General features: G+C 67.8%; 13 protein-coding genes. 6 read left to right on the top strand and 7 right to left on the bottom strand.

All coding sequences use genetic code 11. From position 1 onward, the window contains the following. The first annotated feature begins 16 nt into the window (after nucleotides 1-16). From KR541_RS23415 to KR541_RS23400, 4 genes are all read left to right on the top strand, one after another. Entirely contained in the window at nucleotides 17-775 is a 759-nt protein-coding gene (locus tag KR541_RS23415; RefSeq protein ID WP_060734312.1) for a DsbC family protein, read from the top strand. A 331-nt stretch (nucleotides 776-1106) separates the two neighbouring features. Continuing rightward, nucleotides 1107-2288 carry a macrolide transporter subunit MacA gene (gene macA, locus KR541_RS23410; RefSeq protein ID WP_050012400.1) on the top strand — a complete coding sequence of 394 codons (1182 nt, stop codon included), beginning with the start codon at nucleotides 1107-1109 and terminating at the stop codon, nucleotides 2286-2288. Nucleotides 2289-2290: 2 nt separating this feature from the next. Beyond that, entirely contained in the window at nucleotides 2291-4339 is a 2049-nt protein-coding gene (locus KR541_RS23405; RefSeq protein ID WP_216089820.1) for a MacB family efflux pump subunit, read from the top strand. Between the two features lie 6 nt (nucleotides 4340-4345). Further along, nucleotides 4346-5725: an efflux transporter outer membrane subunit gene (locus KR541_RS23400; protein WP_050012398.1), complete on the top strand. Its 1380-nt coding sequence runs from the start codon at nucleotides 4346-4348 to the stop codon at nucleotides 5723-5725. 51 nt (nucleotides 5726-5776) lie between these two features. Here KR541_RS23400 and KR541_RS23395 read toward each other — a convergent pair whose 3' ends face one another. Continuing rightward, nucleotides 5777-7315: an MFS transporter gene (locus KR541_RS23395; RefSeq protein WP_050012397.1), complete on the bottom strand. Its 1539-nt coding sequence runs from the start codon at nucleotides 7313-7315 to the stop codon at nucleotides 5777-5779. A gap of 185 nt (nucleotides 7316-7500) precedes the next feature. On the opposite strand from KR541_RS23395, the gene KR541_RS23390 reads away from it, so the two are divergent. Continuing rightward, nucleotides 7501-8421 carry a LysR family transcriptional regulator gene (locus KR541_RS23390; protein ID WP_050012396.1) on the top strand — a complete coding sequence of 307 codons (921 nt, stop codon included), beginning with the start codon at nucleotides 7501-7503 and terminating at the stop codon, nucleotides 8419-8421. Between the two features lie 51 nt (nucleotides 8422-8472). Here KR541_RS23390 and KR541_RS23385 read toward each other — a convergent pair whose 3' ends face one another. The 6 genes from KR541_RS23385 to KR541_RS23360 form a co-directional block, all read right to left on the bottom strand. Continuing rightward, nucleotides 8473-9612: an enoyl-CoA hydratase/isomerase family protein gene (locus KR541_RS23385; protein ID WP_050012395.1), complete on the bottom strand. Its 1140-nt coding sequence runs from the start codon at nucleotides 9610-9612 to the stop codon at nucleotides 8473-8475. After that, on the bottom strand, nucleotides 9609-10400 hold the full coding sequence (locus KR541_RS23380; RefSeq protein WP_050012394.1) for an enoyl-CoA hydratase: 792 nt from the start codon (nucleotides 10398-10400) through the stop codon (nucleotides 9609-9611). The genes KR541_RS23385 and KR541_RS23380 overlap by 4 nt, the downstream gene beginning before the upstream one ends. Next, nucleotides 10397-11299 (bottom strand): 3-hydroxyisobutyrate dehydrogenase, encoded by a 903-nt coding sequence (mmsB, locus tag KR541_RS23375; RefSeq protein WP_050012393.1) that lies wholly within the window; start codon nucleotides 11297-11299, stop codon nucleotides 10397-10399. The genes KR541_RS23380 and mmsB overlap by 4 nt, the downstream gene beginning before the upstream one ends. Before the next feature lie 18 nt (nucleotides 11300-11317). Beyond that, nucleotides 11318-12847 (bottom strand): CoA-acylating methylmalonate-semialdehyde dehydrogenase, encoded by a 1530-nt coding sequence (locus tag KR541_RS23370; RefSeq protein ID WP_124631604.1) that lies wholly within the window; start codon nucleotides 12845-12847, stop codon nucleotides 11318-11320. Nucleotides 12848-12961: 114 nt separating this feature from the next. Next, nucleotides 12962-14668 (bottom strand): AMP-binding protein, encoded by a 1707-nt coding sequence (locus tag KR541_RS23365; RefSeq protein WP_050012391.1) that lies wholly within the window; start codon nucleotides 14666-14668, stop codon nucleotides 12962-12964. 184 nt (nucleotides 14669-14852) lie between these two features. Next, on the bottom strand, nucleotides 14853-15986 hold the full coding sequence (locus tag KR541_RS23360; protein WP_216089819.1) for an acyl-CoA dehydrogenase family protein: 1134 nt from the start codon (nucleotides 15984-15986) through the stop codon (nucleotides 14853-14855). A gap of 137 nt (nucleotides 15987-16123) precedes the next feature. Between KR541_RS23360 and KR541_RS23355 the strand changes: the two genes are divergently transcribed. Then, nucleotides 16124-17158 (top strand): AraC family transcriptional regulator, encoded by a 1035-nt coding sequence (locus tag KR541_RS23355; protein ID WP_050012390.1) that lies wholly within the window; start codon nucleotides 16124-16126, stop codon nucleotides 17156-17158. Nucleotides 17159-17249 lie beyond the last annotated feature (91 nt).

The raw sequence follows: 17249 nt of genomic DNA, 5'->3' as shown, positions 1-17249 counted from the left end.
TCATCTTCCACACGTCATGCCGAATAATCTACAGCTCCTCCTGACATCACTATTTACAATTGCGCTCGCAACAGCGCACACCGAAGCAGCTGCCGCCGATGTAGAAGCGAACTTGCAACGAAAATTGCAAGCCAAGCTCCCCGAACTGAAGATAGAGCACGTTGTCCCGTCAAAAATCGACGGACTGTATGAGGTCACTGCAAATTCCCAAATTTTCTACAGCAATTCATCGGCATCGCACATTATTATCGGCAGCCTGTTCGACACCAACAGCCAGGAAAACATAACAGAAACACAACTCAACAAGATTAACAGCATAAACATCAATGACCTTCCATTTCAATACGCCATCAAACAGAAAAATGGAACCGGAGAGCGCGTGATTGCTACATTCTTCGATCCGAACTGCTCGTTTTGCAAGAAAATGAGTCCCGAGCTAGGCAAGGTTCCCAACGCAACCGTATACATTTTTCTGTATCCAATTCTTTCTACCGACTCCATCATCAAATCCGAAGTCATTCTGTGCGCCGACAACCGACTCCAAGCATGGAAGCAATGGGTCGAAAGAGGGAAAACCACCGTCCCCCGCAAGCGTTGCCAGTCCATCATCACGAAAGAACTCCTTTCACTGGGAAAGAAGCTCAACATCAAGGGAACACCCACCACGTTCCTGCCTTCCGGGGAAAGAGTCACGGGATTTATTTCCGGGAAAGACTTGGCTGACAAGATTGATCGCAATAACCACGTTGAGCCTAGAACCCCATCCCGCCCCTGAAGTTTGAAGGGTCATTCCGCGATCACGGTAGCGTGGATTGAGCCCGGATGACGATCCTCTCCGTACCCTTGTATTGACCTGCCATTCCATGAATTGAAACACCGACAGAGCTCGGCAGCCCCCGTAGAACTGCCGGCACAATTCAGCACAATTCCTACACGAATTCACGAAATTACCTCAATTATCATGGCCGCCTGACCCGAACCTGCACCGCCGCGCGGTATCCATCCGACTCCTGTATCGATCTGCACTGCATGCCACGATTGCAGGACCACCCTGATTGGCCGCCCACGCCGCCGACGCCCGACTCATCCATGCCGTATGTATTCTCATGAATAAGAAGATCCGCCGCCGGCTCACCGTGCTGGCCATCAGCGGTGCCGCCATTGCCACCGCTGTTGTAGCAATAACGATAGCCACACCAAACAAGCACCCGCAATACCTGTCCGCGCCCGTCACGCGCGGCGATCTCGAAAACGCGGTGCTCGCGACCGGCGCGCTGCAGGCGTTCAGGCAGGTCGATGTCGGCGCGCAGGTGTCGGGGCAGTTGAAGACGCTGAAGGTCAAGCTCGGCGACAAGGTCACGAAAGGCCAGTGGCTTGCCGAGATCGATCCCGTGATCTCGGAAAACGCGCTGCGCCAGGCGCGCGCCAGCGAAGAAAGCCTGCGCGCGCAGCAGCAATCGGCGGCCGCGCAGCTGACGCAGGCCGAACTCGCATTCCGCCGCCAGCAGGCGATGCTGCCCGACGACGCGACGTCGCGCGAATCGTTCGAGGCCGCGAAGGCGACGCTCGACGTGCAGCGAGCCACCGTTGCGTCGCTCGCCGCGCAGATCCGTTCGGCGCGCATCCAGATCGAGACCGCGCAGGCCAACCTCGGCTACACGCGCATCGTCGCGCCGATCGACGGCCAGGTCGTCGCGATCGTCACGCAGGAAGGCCAGACCGTGATCGCGCAGCAGCAGGCGCCGGTGATCCTGAAGCTCGCGAATCTCGACACGATGACCGTGAAGGCGCAGGTGTCGGAAGCCGACGTGATTCGCGTGAGCGCCGGCCAGACCGCGTATTTCACGAGCCTCGGCGAACCGGACAAGCGGCACTACGGCAAGCTGCGCGCGATCGAACCGGCGCCGCAGAACTACGCCGACGCGCAAAGCCCGCTCGGCGGCGGCGGCGCGAAGCCGAACGCCGCGGTGTTCTACAACGCGCTGTTCGACGTGCCGAATCCCGAGCACCGGCTGCGCATCGCGATGACCGCGCAGGTCAACATCGTGCTCGGCGACGCGCGCAACGCGCTGATCATTCCGGCCGCCGCGCTCGGCGAGAAGCGTAAGGACGGCACCGTCGCGGTACGCGTGCTGCGCGCCGACGGCAGCACGGAAACGCGCCATGTCCGCATCGGCATCAACAACAACGTGCGCGTCGAAGTGCTGGCCGGCCTGAAGGACGGCGAGCGCGTGGTGATCGGCGAAGCATCGGCGGACGAACGCGTACCGCTGTCGGACGTGGTGTAACGATGCGCCAGCCCCTGCTCAAACTCGCTGCCGTCACGCGTCGCTTTCCGGCTGGCGACAAGGACGTCGTCGTGCTGAACAACGTCAACCTGTCGATCGATGCGGGCGAGATCGTCGCGATCGTCGGCGCGTCGGGGTCCGGCAAGTCGACGCTGATGAACATCCTCGGCAGCCTCGATCATCCGAGCGAAGGCACGTACACGGTCGGCGGACGCGACACGCACATGCTCGACAGCGACGAGCTCGCGCAGCTGCGCCGCGAGCACTTCGGCTTCGTGTTCCAGCGCTATCACCTGCTGCCGCACGTCGACGCGGTCGCGAACCTCGAAATGCCGGCGATCTATGCGGGCACCCCGCGCGCCGAGCGGCACGCCCGCGCCCGCGCGCTGCTCGCGCGCCTCGGCCTCGCGGATCGCGCGCATCACCGGCCCGGGCAACTGTCCGGCGGCCAGCAGCAGCGCGTGAGCATCGCGCGCGCACTGATGAACGGCGGCCAGGTGATCCTCGCGGACGAACCGACCGGCGCGCTCGACACGAAAAGCGGCCAGGACGTGATCCGCATCCTGCACGAGCTGAACGCGCTCGGCCATACGATCGTGATCGTCACGCACGACAAGGCCGTGGCGCGCCATGCGCGGCGCATCATCGAGATCAGCGACGGCGAGATCGTCGCCGACCGGCCGAACCGCCACTACGCGGAAGCGCTCGCGGAATCTAGCGTCGGCGCGGACGCAACGCCAGCAACGCCCGAAACGGTAACCGACACGCCGCCCGCACCGCCTTCCGAAGATGCACCGCCGCCCGCCAGCGCTGACACCGACATCGCCCCGCGCACCCGCCGCTTCGCCGCCGGCACCGGCCGCTTCGCCGAAGCGTGCCGGATGGCGTGGATCGCGCTCGTATCGCACCGGCTGCGCACGCTGCTAACGATGCTCGGCATCATCATCGGCATTACGTCGGTCGTGTCGATCGTCGCGGTCGGCGAAGGCGCGAAGCGCTACATGCTCGAAGAGATCGGCAGCATCGGCACCAATACGATCAGCCTCTATCCGGGTACCGACTGGGGCGACAGCCGCGCGGACACGATCCAGACGCTCGTGCCCGCCGACGTCGCCGCGCTCGCCGAGCAGCCGTACGTCGACAGCGCGACGCCCGAAACGTCACGCACGCTGCTGCTGCGCTACCGCAACGTCGACGTCCACGCGCTCGTGAGCGGCGTCGGCGACAGCTACTTCCAGACGCGCGGGATGCGTTTCGCGCTCGGCGTCCCGTTCGACGACGATGCGGTGCGCCGCCAGGCGCAGGTCGCGGTGATCGACCAGAACACGCGCCGCAAGCTGTTCGGCGTGACGCGCAATCCGGTCGGCGAGGCGATCCTGGTCGACAACGTGCCGTGCGTGGTGATCGGCGTGACCGCCGACAAGAAAAGCGCATTCGGCAGCGTGAAGAGCCTGAACGTATGGGTGCCGTACACGACCGCGAGCGGGCGCCTGTTCGGCCAGCGCCATCTCGACAGCATCACCGTGCGCGTGCGCGACGGGCAGCCGAGCGCCGCGGCCGAGAAAAGCCTCGAGAAGCTGATGATCCAGCGCCACGGCCGCAAGGATTTCTTCACGTACAACATGGACAGCGTGGTCAAGACCGTCGAGAAAACCGGCCAGTCGCTGACGTTGCTGCTGTCGCTGATCGCGGTGATCTCGCTCGTGGTCGGCGGGATCGGCGTGATGAACATCATGCTGGTGTCGGTCACCGAGCGCACGCGCGAGATCGGCATCCGGATGGCGGTCGGCGCGCGCCAGTCCGACATCCTGCAGCAGTTCCTCGTCGAGGCCGTGCTCGTATGCCTGCTCGGCGGCACGATCGGCATCGCGCTGTCGTTCGGGCTCGGCGCGCTGTTCTCGATGTTCGTCGCGCAGTGGAAGATGGTGTTCTCGGTCGGCGCGATCGTGACCGCGTTCGTGTGCTCGACGCTCACCGGTGTGATTTTCGGGTTCATGCCCGCGCGCAACGCGTCGCGGCTCGATCCGATCGATGCGCTCGCGCGCGACTGACGAAACATGGCCCTCACGCATTCCTCCCCGCTTCACCGTCTCGGCGCATTCGCGTGCGCGGCCGCGCTGCTCGCCGGCTGCGCGGGCGCGCGCCACGATCCGCTGCCGGCCGTCGCGATGCCGGCGAACTGGGCCGCGCCGGTCGCGTCCGACGCGCCGGCCGCCACGCGCGACTGGTGGCGCAGTTTCGGCGATCCGCAACTCGACGCGTTGATCGACGACGCGCTGCGCGCCAACAGCGACCTCGCGATCGCGGCGATCCGCGTGTATCGCGCGCAGTTGCAGGCCGGGCTCGCCGATACGAACCTGACGCCCAACGTGACGCTCGGCGCGAACGGCGCCGTGTCGCGTACGCTCGATACGCATCGGATGAGCCGCTCGAGCGGCGTCAATGGTTCGCTCAGCTACGAAATCGACCTGTGGGGCCGGCTGGCCGCGCTGCGCGATGCCGCGCACTGGGAAGCCGACGCGACGGCCGCCGATCTCGAGGCCGCGCGGCTGTCGCTGATCGGCACGACCGCGGCGCTGTACTGGCAGATCGGCTATCTGAACCGGCAGATCGCGCTCGGCGACGCGAACATCGCGTATGCGGAGCGTACGCTCGCGCTGGTCCGGTCGCGGCACACGGCTGGCGCCGTGTCGGGGCTCGACCTCGCGCAGGCCGAACAGAGCCTCGCCGCGCAGCGCGCGGCGCAAACGCAGCTGATCCAGCAGCGCACCGAGAACCGCCACGCGCTCGCGATCCTGTTCGACCGGCCGCCGCAGCAGCGCGCGGCCGAACCGGCGGCGCTGCCCGACGCGGCACCGCCCGACGTGGCGGCCGGCTTGCCGGCCAGCCTGCTCGGCCGGCGCCCCGACCTGCGGGCGGCGGAATTCCGGTTGCGCGAGTCGCTCGCGCAGGTCGATGCGACGCGCACGAGCTTCTATCCGACCTTCACGCTGACCGGCAGCGCCGGCACGACGAGCACGAGCCTCGAGCGCGTGCTGACGAACCCGGTCGGCACGCTCGGGCTCGGCCTCGCGCTGCCGTTCATCCAGTGGAACACGATGCAGTTGCAGATCAGGGTGTCGAAGACGCAGTACGAGGAGGCGGTGGTCGGGTTCCGCCAGCGGCTCTACACGGCGCTCGCGGAAGTGGAGAACGCGCTGTCGGCGCGCGTGCAGCTCGAACGCGAAGCCGAACAGCGCGCGCTGTCGCTCGCGCAGGCGCAGCGCGCCGAACGGCTGGCCGCCGCGCGCTTCGTGGCCGGCGCGACCGCCGTGCAGCCGTGGCTCGACCAGCAGCAGGTGCTGAGGAGTGCGCAAAGCGCCGACGAACTGACACGCCTGAACCGGCTCAACAACCAGATGAAGCTGTACCGCGCGCTCGGCGGCGGGACTTCCTGACCGGCCGTCACACACCACACGCCACACGTCACGCGCCACACGCCGGCCGCGTCACTCGCACACGGCCGCCCCGCGCCGCGCCGGCGCGAACGCCACCGCGCTCGCGGTCGCGAGCACGGCCACGCCCGCCGCGCCATACACCATCACCCAGCCGAAGCCATGCACGAGCGCCGCGTGCAACGCCGCGCCGCTCGGGTCGGCCTGCGCGAGCGCCGGCGCGATCGCCTGCAGCCCGTCGGTGCGACCCGACGCGATTTCCTGCGCGAGCCGGCGCAGCGCCGCGTCGCCAATCGCGCCCGCCGGGCCGCCCTTCAGGCTCGCGACGATCCCCGCCACCAGCACGAAGCCCATCGTCGCGATGTTCAGCGCGAGCGAGATCATCCGCGCGCTCATGTCGATGCCCGACGCCATCCCGGCCCGCGCACTCGGCACCGCGCCCGTCGTCGTGTTGGTAACCGGCGTGTTGGTCAAACCGAGCCCGATTCCGGCGATCGCGCAACCCGGCAGCATCGTCAGCCAGCTCGCCTGGTCGGCCGCGCTGCCGAGGCGCATCAGCACGAAGCCGGCCGCGATCGTGAACAGGCCGCCCGGAATCACGACGCCCGGCCCGTAGCGCAGCGCGAGCCGTTCCCCGACCGGCGGCACGATCAGCGTCGGCAGCGTGTACGCGAGCAACGCGAGGCCGGCCGTCACGCTGTCGTAGCCGAGCGCGACCTGGAACCAGATCGGCAAGTAGATCATGAACGGCCAGAAGCTGAAGTTCATCCCCATCGAGCCGAAGATTGCGCCGGTGAACGCGCGGATCCGGAACACCGAGAAGTCGAACATCGGCCGCGCGCTGGCGCGCTCCGCGATGACGAAACCGGCCAGCGCGAGCACGGTCGCACCGAGCACGCCGAGGCCGGCCGCGCTCGTGAGCCCGAGTTCGGCGCTTTGGGTGATGTAGAACGCAAGCCCGAGCACCGCGAGCGACAGCGTGACGATGCCCGCGACGTCGAGCGTGCCCGCATGCGGATCGCGCGATTCCCGCACCGCGCCGCCGATCAGCACGAGCGCGACGGCCGCGAGCGGCGCATGGACGAGGAACACCCACGGCCAGCTCGCGAGCGCGACGATCGCGCCGCCGACGATCGGCCCGAACCCGAGCCCGATGCCGAACACGATTCCCCAGATCCCGAACGCGCGGCCACGCTCGCGCCCTTCGCGAAACTGGTGCGACAGCACGGCGATCTGGCAGATCAGCATCGCGCCGCCGCTCGCGCCCTGCAGCAGCCGGCCCGCGACGAGCACCGGCACGTTCGGCGCGAGCCCGCACAGCAGTGACGTCGCGCCGAACAGCACGGTGCCGATCACGTACACGCGCTTGCGGCCGAACCGGTCCGCGAGCGTGCCGGCCGCCATCAGCACGGTCGTACACGCGATCGTGTACGCGTTCATGATCCACTGCATGCCGTTGAAATCGCCATGCAGCACGTGTTCGAGCGTCGGCAGGATCACCGGCACGCTCGATATCTCGAGGCCGAACATCAGCGACGTGAGACAGACGGCCGCGAGCGCGACCGCATTCCTGCGGGAGTCGGATAGCGTCATGCGTATTGCGCGGCGGCCCGGCGACAGGCCGCGCGCCTCCAGGTCAGTAGGATTCGCCGCGTGCGGCCGGCAACGCACGCTGAGCGGGAATCGGTACTATAGTGAGAATTCATCTCCCCATTGACGCACGCCTTTCCATACACTGGGGAATATCAGGACCCAATCGACGCAACACCTCACCCACGATGACCGACAGACTCGACGGCGTCACGACCTTCGTCCAGGTCGTGGAATCGGGCAGCTTCGCGCTGGCCGCGGAGCGGCTCGACATCACGCGCTCGGCGGTCGGCAAGACGATCGCGCGGCTCGAGAAGCGGCTCGGCGCACGGCTGCTGCAGCGCACGACGCGCAGCCAGAGCCTGACCGACGACGGCCAGGCGTACTACGACCGCTGCGTGCGCGCGCTGGCGGAGCTGGAAGCGGCGGAAGCCGATCTCGACTGCGGCCGCCACGAGGCGCGCGGCAAGCTGCGGCTGAGCGTGCCGCTCGCGTTCGGGCACCACTGCGTGACGCCGATCGTGCTCGACCTCGCGCGCCAATACCCGCATCTGCGGATCGACGTGTCGATCACCGACCGCTTCGTCGATCTCGTCGAGGAAGGAATCGATCTCGCGGTCCGGATCGGCACGCTCGCGGACAGCACGAGCCTCGCGGTGCGGCGGCTCGGCACGCAATACGGCAGCCTCGGCGCGGCGCCGTCGTATCTCGCGCGCTACGGGACACCGAAGACGCTCGACGACCTGAAGCACCACCGGACGATCGCGTATTCGCGTTCGGGCGTGGTGCAGCCGTGGGATTTGCGCGCGCCGGACGGCTCGACAGTGCGGATCGACATGCCGCATCAACTGAGTTTCGACGACGTGCAGGCGATCGCCGCGGCCGGTGCGTCGGGGTTCGGGATCGCGTGGGTGCCGAGCTGGCTGCTCGACCATTACGTGAAGCGCGGGGAGATGGTGGTCGTGCTCGATCGCTGCTTCGTCTGCGAAGGCGACATTCACGCGATCTGGCCGAAGACGCGCTACCTGCCGCGCAAGACGCGCTGCGTGATCGACGCGCTCGCGCAGGCGATTCCGCCGATGATCGAGCGCCCGGATGACGCGCGCTGAGATGAGTGGAAGCCGACGCGCCGTGCGGCGCGTCGGGCCCTCACGCAGCGATCACGCCGCGCCGAGATCGGCGAGCGGATGCGCGAACAGCTTCCACGGCGACGTCAGGAAATGCCGCACGCGTTCGGCGCGCAGCTCGACGAGCGACGCGGGCGCCCAGCGCGGCTTGCGATCCTTGTCGACGAGATGCGCGCGCACGCCTTCGCAGAAATCGCCTTCCTCGATCGCGCGTGCGACGATGCCGAGCTCCATCCGGAACGATTCCGCGAGCGTCATCTGCCGGCCGCGCAGCAATGCCTCGCGCGTCACGGCGAGCATCGTCGGCGAATGGCTCGCGAGCGCATCGAGCGTCGCCTGCAGCCATTGGCGGTGCTCGCGCGCGAGTTCGTCGCGCGCCAGATCCTGCGTGAGCGTCGCGACGATCCGCTCGACGGTCGAACGCTTGTCGAAGTGGCGGACGATCCACGGCATCTGGCTGTCGAGCGCCGCATGCGGCACCACGTTGCACGGCGGCTCGAACACCTTGCGCAGCAACGGCAGCGCGTCGCCGTCCCACTTGACGCTTTCGATCCGCGTCTCGAACGTGTCGAGCCACGCGGACGGCACGCACAGGTCCGCGAGCTTCGCGCTCAGCGCGTCGGCGCCCGACAGCATCGCGCCGGTCAGCCCCACGTACAGTTCGAGTTCGACCGGCATGCGCGACAGGAAATGCGTCGCGCCCACGTCGGGCACGAGGCCGATGCGCGTTTCCGGCATCGCGATCTTGCTGCGCTCGGTCGCGACGCGCAGCGCCGCGCCCTGCGCGAGGCCCATGCCGCCGCCCATCGTCACGCCGTCCATCAGCGCGACCACCGGCTTCGGGAACGTGTGGATCGCGTAGTCGAGCCGGTATTCGTCGACGAAGAACGGCAGCCAGGTTTCGCGCTGCGCGACCATCCTGTACAACGCACGCACGTCGCCGCCCGCGCAGAAGCCCTTCTCGCCCGCGCCGCGCAGCACGACCGCGACGATCTGGTCGTCGTGGCGGCAGCGCTCGAACAGCGCCGCGAGTTCGCCGATCATCGCGTACGACAGCGCGTTGAGCGCGGCCGGCCGGTTCAGCGTGATCAGCGCCACGCGGTTCACCACGCGAAACAACACCTCGGGCGCATGCTCCGCGAATGCGTCGTGATTCGTCACCGGCGTGCTCATCGTTGCGGCTCTCCATCGGTATGCCATTGCGGCGCGCGCTTGCCCAGGAACGCCGCCACGCCTTCGCGCGGATCGGCCGTGTCGAACAGGTCGACGAAGCGTTCGCGCTCGACCGCGAGCGCCGCGCTGCGCGGCACGCCGCGACGCGCGAGGCCGATCAGCTCCTTGCTGTAGGCGACCGCATGCGGGCTTTGCCGCGCGACGTTGCGCGCCAGCGCGAGCGCCGCATCGCGCGCCGCGCCGCTTTCCACCACGTCCTCGACGAGGCCGATCCGCAGCGCGGTGGCCGCATCGACGCGCGCGCCGGTCAGGATGATCTTCTTCGCCCAGCCTTCGCCGACGAGCCAGGGCAGCGTCTGCGTGCCAAGCCCGCACGGCAGCAGGCCAACCGACGGCTCGGGCAGCGCCATCTGCGCATGCGTTTCGGCGATCCGCAGATCGCACGCGAGCGCGCATTCGAGGCCGCCGCCCATCGCATAGCCGTTGATCGCCGCGATCGTCACGACGCGCGCGTCGTGCAGTGCCTCGAACGCCGCGCCGAAGCGCGCCGCCATCGCGCGCGCGACCGCGCGATCGCCGTCGGCGAACGTGTTGAGGTCGGCGCCCGCGCTGAAGAACTTCGGGCCGTCGCCGGTGATCACCAGCGCGCGCACGTGCGGGTTCACATTCAGTTCGGCAACGGTCTGCTGCAATTGCTGCAGCCCGTCGGCTGTAAAGGCGTTCGCGGGCGGACGCTTGAGCGTCGCGCACGCGATCGCGCCGTCGTCGACGAAGTCGAGTTCGATCATGAGGCGTCCTTCTTCGTGACCGGTTGGTACAGGCGGATCACCGCCGAGAAATCGAGCTGGCCGTCGCCGCGGCTGCTCATCGTCTGGTACAGCTGCTGCGCGAGCGCACCGAGATAGACGGGCTGGCGCGCCTGCTTCGCCGCATCGTTCGCGAGGCCGAGATCCTTCAGCATCAGGTCGGTGCCGAAGCCGCCCGTGTAGCCGCGCGACGACGGCGCGGTGTCGATCACGCCCGGATACGGGTTGTAGGTATCCGAACTCCAGCAGCGGCCCGTCGACGTGTTGACGATGCCGGCCAGCACCTTCGGGTCGATGCCGAGCGCGACGCCGAGCGACATCGCCTCCGACACCGCCGCCATCGAGATGCCGAGCACGAGGTTGTTGCAGACCTTCGCGACCTGCCCCATTCCCGTCGCGCCGCAGTGGACGATGTTCTTGCCCATCCCGGCGAGCACCGGCTTCACGCGCTCGAAGTCCGCGTCGCTGCCGCCGACCATGAAGGTCAAGGTGCCGGCCGCCGCGCCGCCGGTGCCGCCCGACACCGGCGCATCGACGAACGCGCCGCCGTGCTCGCGCACCAGCGCGCCGAACGCCTGCGCGCTCGCCGGGTCGATCGTGCTCGAATCGATCACGGTCGCGCCCGCGCCGAGGCCGGCCAGCACGCCGTTCTCGCCGGCGAGCACCGAGCGCACGTGCGGCGCGGCCGGCAGCATCGTGATCACGAACGTCGCGCCCGATGCCGCATCGCGCGGCGACGCGGCCACTTGCGCGCCGGCGTCCTGCAATGCGCGCAACGCGTCGGCGCTCAGGTCGAACGCATGCACGTCATGGCCGGCTTTCAGCAGGTTCAGCGCCATCGGCGCGCCCATGTGGCCGAGGCCGATAAATCCGATTTTCATGTTCGTTTCCTTCGCCGCTCAATGCAGCCGGATCGTCGTGTTCACCGGGCCGGCCGTCGTGTCGTCGTCGAACCAGCGCGCGGTGACCGTCTTCGTCTGCGTGTAGAACTGCACGACCTGCTTGCCGTACGGGCCGAGATCGCCGAGCTTCGAGCCGCGCGAACCGGTGAAGCTGAAGAACGGCACGGGCACCGGGATCGGAATGTTGATGCCGACCTGGCCGACGTCGATCTCGCTCTGGAACTTGCGTGCGGCCGCGCCGCTCTGCGTGAAGATGCCCACGCCGTTGCCCATCGGGTTCGCGTTGACCAGCGCGATCGCGTCGTCGAGCGTGTCGACCTCCATCACGACCAGCACCGGCCCGAAGATTTCATGCGTGTAGATCGACATGTCGGTTTTCACGCCGGAGAAGATCGTCGGGCCGATGAAGTTGCCGTCCTCGAAGCCCGCGACCTTCACGTCGCGGCCGTCGAGTTCGAGCGTCGCGCCTTCCTTGATACCCATGTCGATCAGCGACAGAATCCGCGCCTTCGCGCCGCGCGATACGACCGGCCCGACGTCGGTGCCCGCTTCCGAGCCCGCGTTGACCTTCAGCGTCCTCGCCTTCGCGACGAGATCGGGCAGCCATTCGCGCGCGCTGCCGACGAGCACCGCGACGGACGTCGCCATGCAGCGCTGGCCGGCCGCGCCGAAGCCCGCGCCGACCAGCGCGTTGATCGCCTGCTCGCGGTTCGCGTCGGGCAGCACGATCGCGTGGTTCTTCGCGCCCATCATCGACTGCACGCGCTTGCCGTGCTGGCTGCCGAGGTTGTACACGTGGGTGCCGACGGCCGTCGATCCGACGAACGAGATCGCCTTCACGAGCGGATGCGTGCAGATCGCGTCGACGACTTCCTTGCCGCCGTGCACGACGTTCAGCACACCCTTCGGTACGCCGGCCTCGAGCGCGAGCTCGACGAGTTCCATCGTCGACATCGGGTCCTGCTCGGACGGCTTCAGCACGAACGTGTTGCCGCACACGATCGCCATCGGGAACATCCACAGCGGAATCATCGCGGGGAAATTGAACGGCGTGATGCCGGCGCACACGCCGATGGGCTGGCGCAGCGTGTAGGTGTCGACGCCGCCCGCGACGTTCTCCGCGAATTCGCCGAGCTGCAGCGTGCCGATCGAACACGCGTGCTCGACCACCTCGAGGCCGCGGAAGATGTCGCCTTCGGCATCGGGAAGCGTCTTGCCCTGCTCGGCCGTCAGCGTCTTCGCGATGCGCTGCTGGTTCGCGCGCACCCGATCCTGGAACTTCAGCATGATGCGCATGCGTGCGGAAATCGGCGTGTTCTTCCACGTCGCATACGCGGCGTGCGCGGCCCGCACGGCCGCGTCGACTTCCGCGACGGTCGCGAACGGCACGCGCGCGAGTACCTGCTGCGTCGCCGGGTTGACGACGTCGCGCCACTCGTGGGTGGCGGACTCGACGAAAGCGCCGTCGATCAGCAGCTTGACCGTCGGCACGTCTTGCCCCGTACGGGGCGTCGGATTCGCGTTCATCAGTGCACTCTCCTTGCAGTGAGCCGCGTGGCGTCAGGCGACACGCGGCCGGTTCGGTTCAGTCAGGCTGCGGGCGGCGCGCCGTGAAATGCGACGCGCTCGGCCCGTTTCCGGTCATTTCAGTTCGTTGGCGAAATCTTCTTCCCAGTATTCGCCGGGCATGCGCGCGGTTGCATCGTCGCCGCGCTCGATCTCGCGGCGGCGCAGCTCGACGCGGCGGATCTTCCCCGAGATCGTCTTCGGCAGCTCCGCGAATTGCAGCCGGCGGATGCGCTTGTACGGCGCGAGCTTCTCGCGCGAGAAACGGAAAATCTCCAGCGCGAGCGCGGGGCTTTCTTCATAGCCCTGGCGCAGCGTGATGAACGTCTTCGGCACCGACAGCCGCACCGGGTCCGGGCTCGGCACGACGGCCGCCTCGGCGATCGCCGGGTGCTCGATCAGCACGCTTTCGAGTTCGAACGGGCTCAGCCGGTAGTCGGACGACTTGAACACGTCGTCCGCGCGGCCGATGTACACGTAATAGCCGTCGTCGCGACGCATCGCGATGTCCGACGTGCGGTAGTGGCCGTCGCGCATCGCGTGGGCCGTCGCGTCGGGATTGTTCGCATAGCCCGTCATCAGCCCGACCGGGCGCGTGACGCCGTCGCCGATCGGCAGCGCGACTTCGCCTTCGGTCACCGGCGCGCCGTCCGGGTCGAGCAGCGCGATCCGGTAGCCGGGCAGCGGCCGGCCCATCGAGCCCGCGACCACCGGCTGGCCCGGCGAATTGCCGATCAGGCAGGTCGTCTCGGTCTGGCCGTAGCCGTCGCGAATCGAGATGTTCCATGCCTTCTTCACGCGCTCGATGATCTCGGGATTCAGCGGCTCGCCCGCACCGACGATCTCGCGCAGCTTCACGTCGAACGACGCGAGCGGCTGCTGCACCAGCATGCGCCACACGGTCGGTGGCGCGCATAGCGTCGTCACCCGGTATTTGACGAGCGCATCGAGCACGACCTTCGGCTCGAAGCGCGCATAGTTGAACGCGAACACGCACGCCTGCGCATTCCACGGTGCGAAGAAGCAGCTCCACGCGTGCTTCGCCCAGCCCGGCGAGCTGATGTTCCAGTGGATGTCGCCCGGCTGCAGGCCGACCCAGTACATCGTCGACAGATGGCCGACCGGATAGGTGCGGTGCGTATGCTCGACGAGCTTCGGCTTCGACGTCGTGCCCGACGTGAAGTACAGCAGCATCGGATCGTTCGCGTGCGTGACGGCGTCCGGCTCGAACGCAGCGCTCGCCGCATAGCCGTCGTTCATCGCGAGCCAGCCTTCGCGCGGCGCGCCGGCGACGATCTTGTGCTTCAGGCCGAGGCCGGCCTGCTCGAACTTCGCGGTTTCGTTTTCGTCGACGATCGCGTAGGTCGCGCCGCCGATCTGCACGCGATCGCGCACGTCGTCGGGCGACAGTTGCGTGGTGGCGGGCAGCACGATCGCGCCGAGCTTCATCGCGGCCAGCATCGCGTCCCACAGCTCGACCCGGTTCGGCAGCATCAGCAGAATGCGATCGCCGCGCACGACGCCGATCGAACGCAGCCAGTTCGCGATCCGCGACGAACGCTCGGACATTTGCGCGAACGAGTACGGATCGCCGGTGCCGGTCGCCGCGTCGACGATCCACAGCGCGGGCTGGTCGTTGCCGCGCGCCATCGGGTCGAAGTAGTCGAGCGCCCAGTTGAACGCATCGAGCACCGGCCATGCGAAATCGCGGTACGCGGTGTCGTAGTCGGTGCGATGGCGCAGCAGGAAGTCGCGTGCGTCCAGGAATGCCTGTACCGTCATGTGTCGTCTCCGTCCAGTCTCCATGCCCAGCGGTCAACCGGCACAGGTGCCGCGGCACCTGAACCGTTCCGTGTTGCACGGCGCACGGTCACGTCGTTGCGTGCCGCGTTCGCCGCGCTGCCCTCGTGCCTGCGTCGTGCGCCTGCTCGTTCGATTGCGTGATGCCGGATCGGAGCGCCGCGGCTCAAAGCTGCCGCGCGATCACCATCCGCTGCACTTCGCTGGTGCCTTCGTAAATCTGCGTGATACGTGCGTCGCGATAGTGACGCTCGACTTCGTAATCGACCAGGTAGCCGTAGCCGCCGTGAATCTGGATCGCATCCGAGCAGACGCGCTCGGCCATCTCGGACGCGAACAGCTTCGCCTGCGACGCTTCCGACAGGCACGGCAGCCCGGCCGTGCGCAGTTTCGCCGCGTGATGCACGAGCAGGCGCGCGGCGTTGATCTGCACGGCCATGTCGGCGAGCTTCTGCTGGATCGCCTGGTGCTCGGCGATCGGTTTGCCGAACTGCACGCGCTCGCCCGCATAGCGGCGCGCCTTGTCGAATGCGGCGCGCGCGATGCCGAGCGCCTGCGCGGCGATGCCGATGCGCCCGCCTTCGAGGTTCGACAGCGCGATCTTCAGCCCTTCGCCGCGATTGCCGAGCAGGTTTTCTTCCGGAATCGCGCAGTTTTCGAACGTGATCGGGCACGTGTCCGACGCGCGGATGCCCATCTTCTTCTCGGGCTTGCCGACGATGAAGCCCGGCGTGTCGGTCGGCACCAGGAATGCGGAAATGCCGCGCTTGCCGGCTTCCGGGTCCGTCATGGCAAAAACGATCGCGACACCCGCGCGCTGGCCGTTGGTCACGAACTGCTTCGCGCCGTTCAGCACCCACTTGCCGTCGCGCAGTTCGGCCCGCGTGCGCAGGTTGTTCGCCTCGGAACCGGCATGCGGCTCGGTCAGGCAGAATGCGCCGATCACGCGGCCGGCCGCCATGTCGGCCAGCCAGCGATCCTTCTGCGCGGGCGTGCCGAAGCCGAGGATCGGCCCGCAGCCGACCGAGTTGTGCACGCTCATCATCGTCGCGCACGCGGCGTCGCCGGCCGCGACTTCCTCCATCGCGAGTGCGTAGGCGACGTAGTCCGTATACGAGCCGCCCAGTTCCTGCGGCACGATCATCCCGAGCAGGCCGAGCTCGCCGAGCTGCGCGACGATCGCGTCGGGCAGGTGCGCGTCGTGGTCCCACTGCGCGGCGCTCGGCGCAAGCATCTCGGTGGCGAAAGCGCGCGCGGCGTCGCGGATCATCCGCTGGTCTTCGGTGTAAAGCTCGTCCATGGTGCTGCTGTCTCCCGCGGCCGCCGGGCGCGACCGTCCTTGCGTTTCGATGCAACAAGTGTAGGCAAGCGCGCGCGACTGTTCGATGCTCGCGTCGCTCATTTACACTGAGCGTTTTTGCCACACCGGCGACACCGATGAAGCAGGAAGACAAGGGAACCGTCGCGATCAGCCTCGTCGCGTACAGCGTCGCGCTCGCCACGCGACGCGGCGTCGCGGCCGAGCCGCTGCTCGCGCAGGCCGGCATCGCGCCGGCGCTGCTCGCGCAGCCGCGCGCCCGCGTGTCCGCGCAGCAATACGGCGCACTGTGGAACGCGATCGCACGCACGCTCGACGACGAGTTTTTCGGGCAGGATCGCCACCCGATGCGCAGCGGCAGCTTCATCGCGATGAGCCAGGCCGCGCTGTCCGCGCGCGACGGGCTGCACGCGATGGCGCGCGCCGTGAACTTCATGCACTGCGTGCTCGACGACCTGCATGCGGAACTCGACGCGAATCCGCAGCGCGTGCGGCTGCGTTTCGTGCACCGCAACAACGGCGCGACGCCCGCGATGTTCACGTACGCGACCTATTTCATCATCGTGTACGGGCTCACCTGCTGGCTGATCGGCCGGCGCATTCCGCTGCTGCATGCGAGCTTCCGCTGCGACACGCCGCCCGCCGACCACGAATACCCGTCGATGTTCTGCGACGACATGCGGTTCAACGAGCCCGATTCGTATGTCGATTTCGATCCCGAATTCGCGACGCTGCCGGTCGTGCAGAACGCGAAGACGCTGAAAACGTTTCTGCGCAACGCGCCGGCCAGCTTCATCGTCAAGTACCGCAACCCGAACGCGCTCGCGCAGCGCGTGCGCGCGGTGCTGCGCGGGATGCCGCCGGCCGCGTGGCCCGGCGCGGGCGGGATGGCCGCGCGGCTGCACGTGGCCGAGGCCACGCTGCGCCGCAAGCTGCACCAGGAAGGCCACGCGTACCAGTCGATCAAGGACACGCTGCGGCGCGATCTCGCGTTCGAGGCGCTGGCCGACCCGGCCCGCACGATTGCCGACGTCGCGGCCGCGACCGGGTTCGCGGAGCCGAGCGCGTTCTACCGCGCGTTCCGTAAATGGAGCGGGCGCAGCCCGGCCGACTATCGCGACGAAGTGCTCGCGCGCGGCGGCGGCGCAAGCTGACGCCGGCCGGTGCGGCCGCACCTTCGCGCTTTCGGCCGAAACCGCCTAATCTTCAAGCATCGGGCCCACGCCCTTTTCGCGAGCCGGACGG

The organism is Burkholderia sola (assembly GCF_905400185.1).
Lineage (GTDB): Bacteria > Pseudomonadota > Gammaproteobacteria > Burkholderiales > Burkholderiaceae > Burkholderia > Burkholderia sola.
Note: the sequence above shows the minus strand (reverse complement) of the source record. Positions and strands in the feature narration are given on the sequence as shown.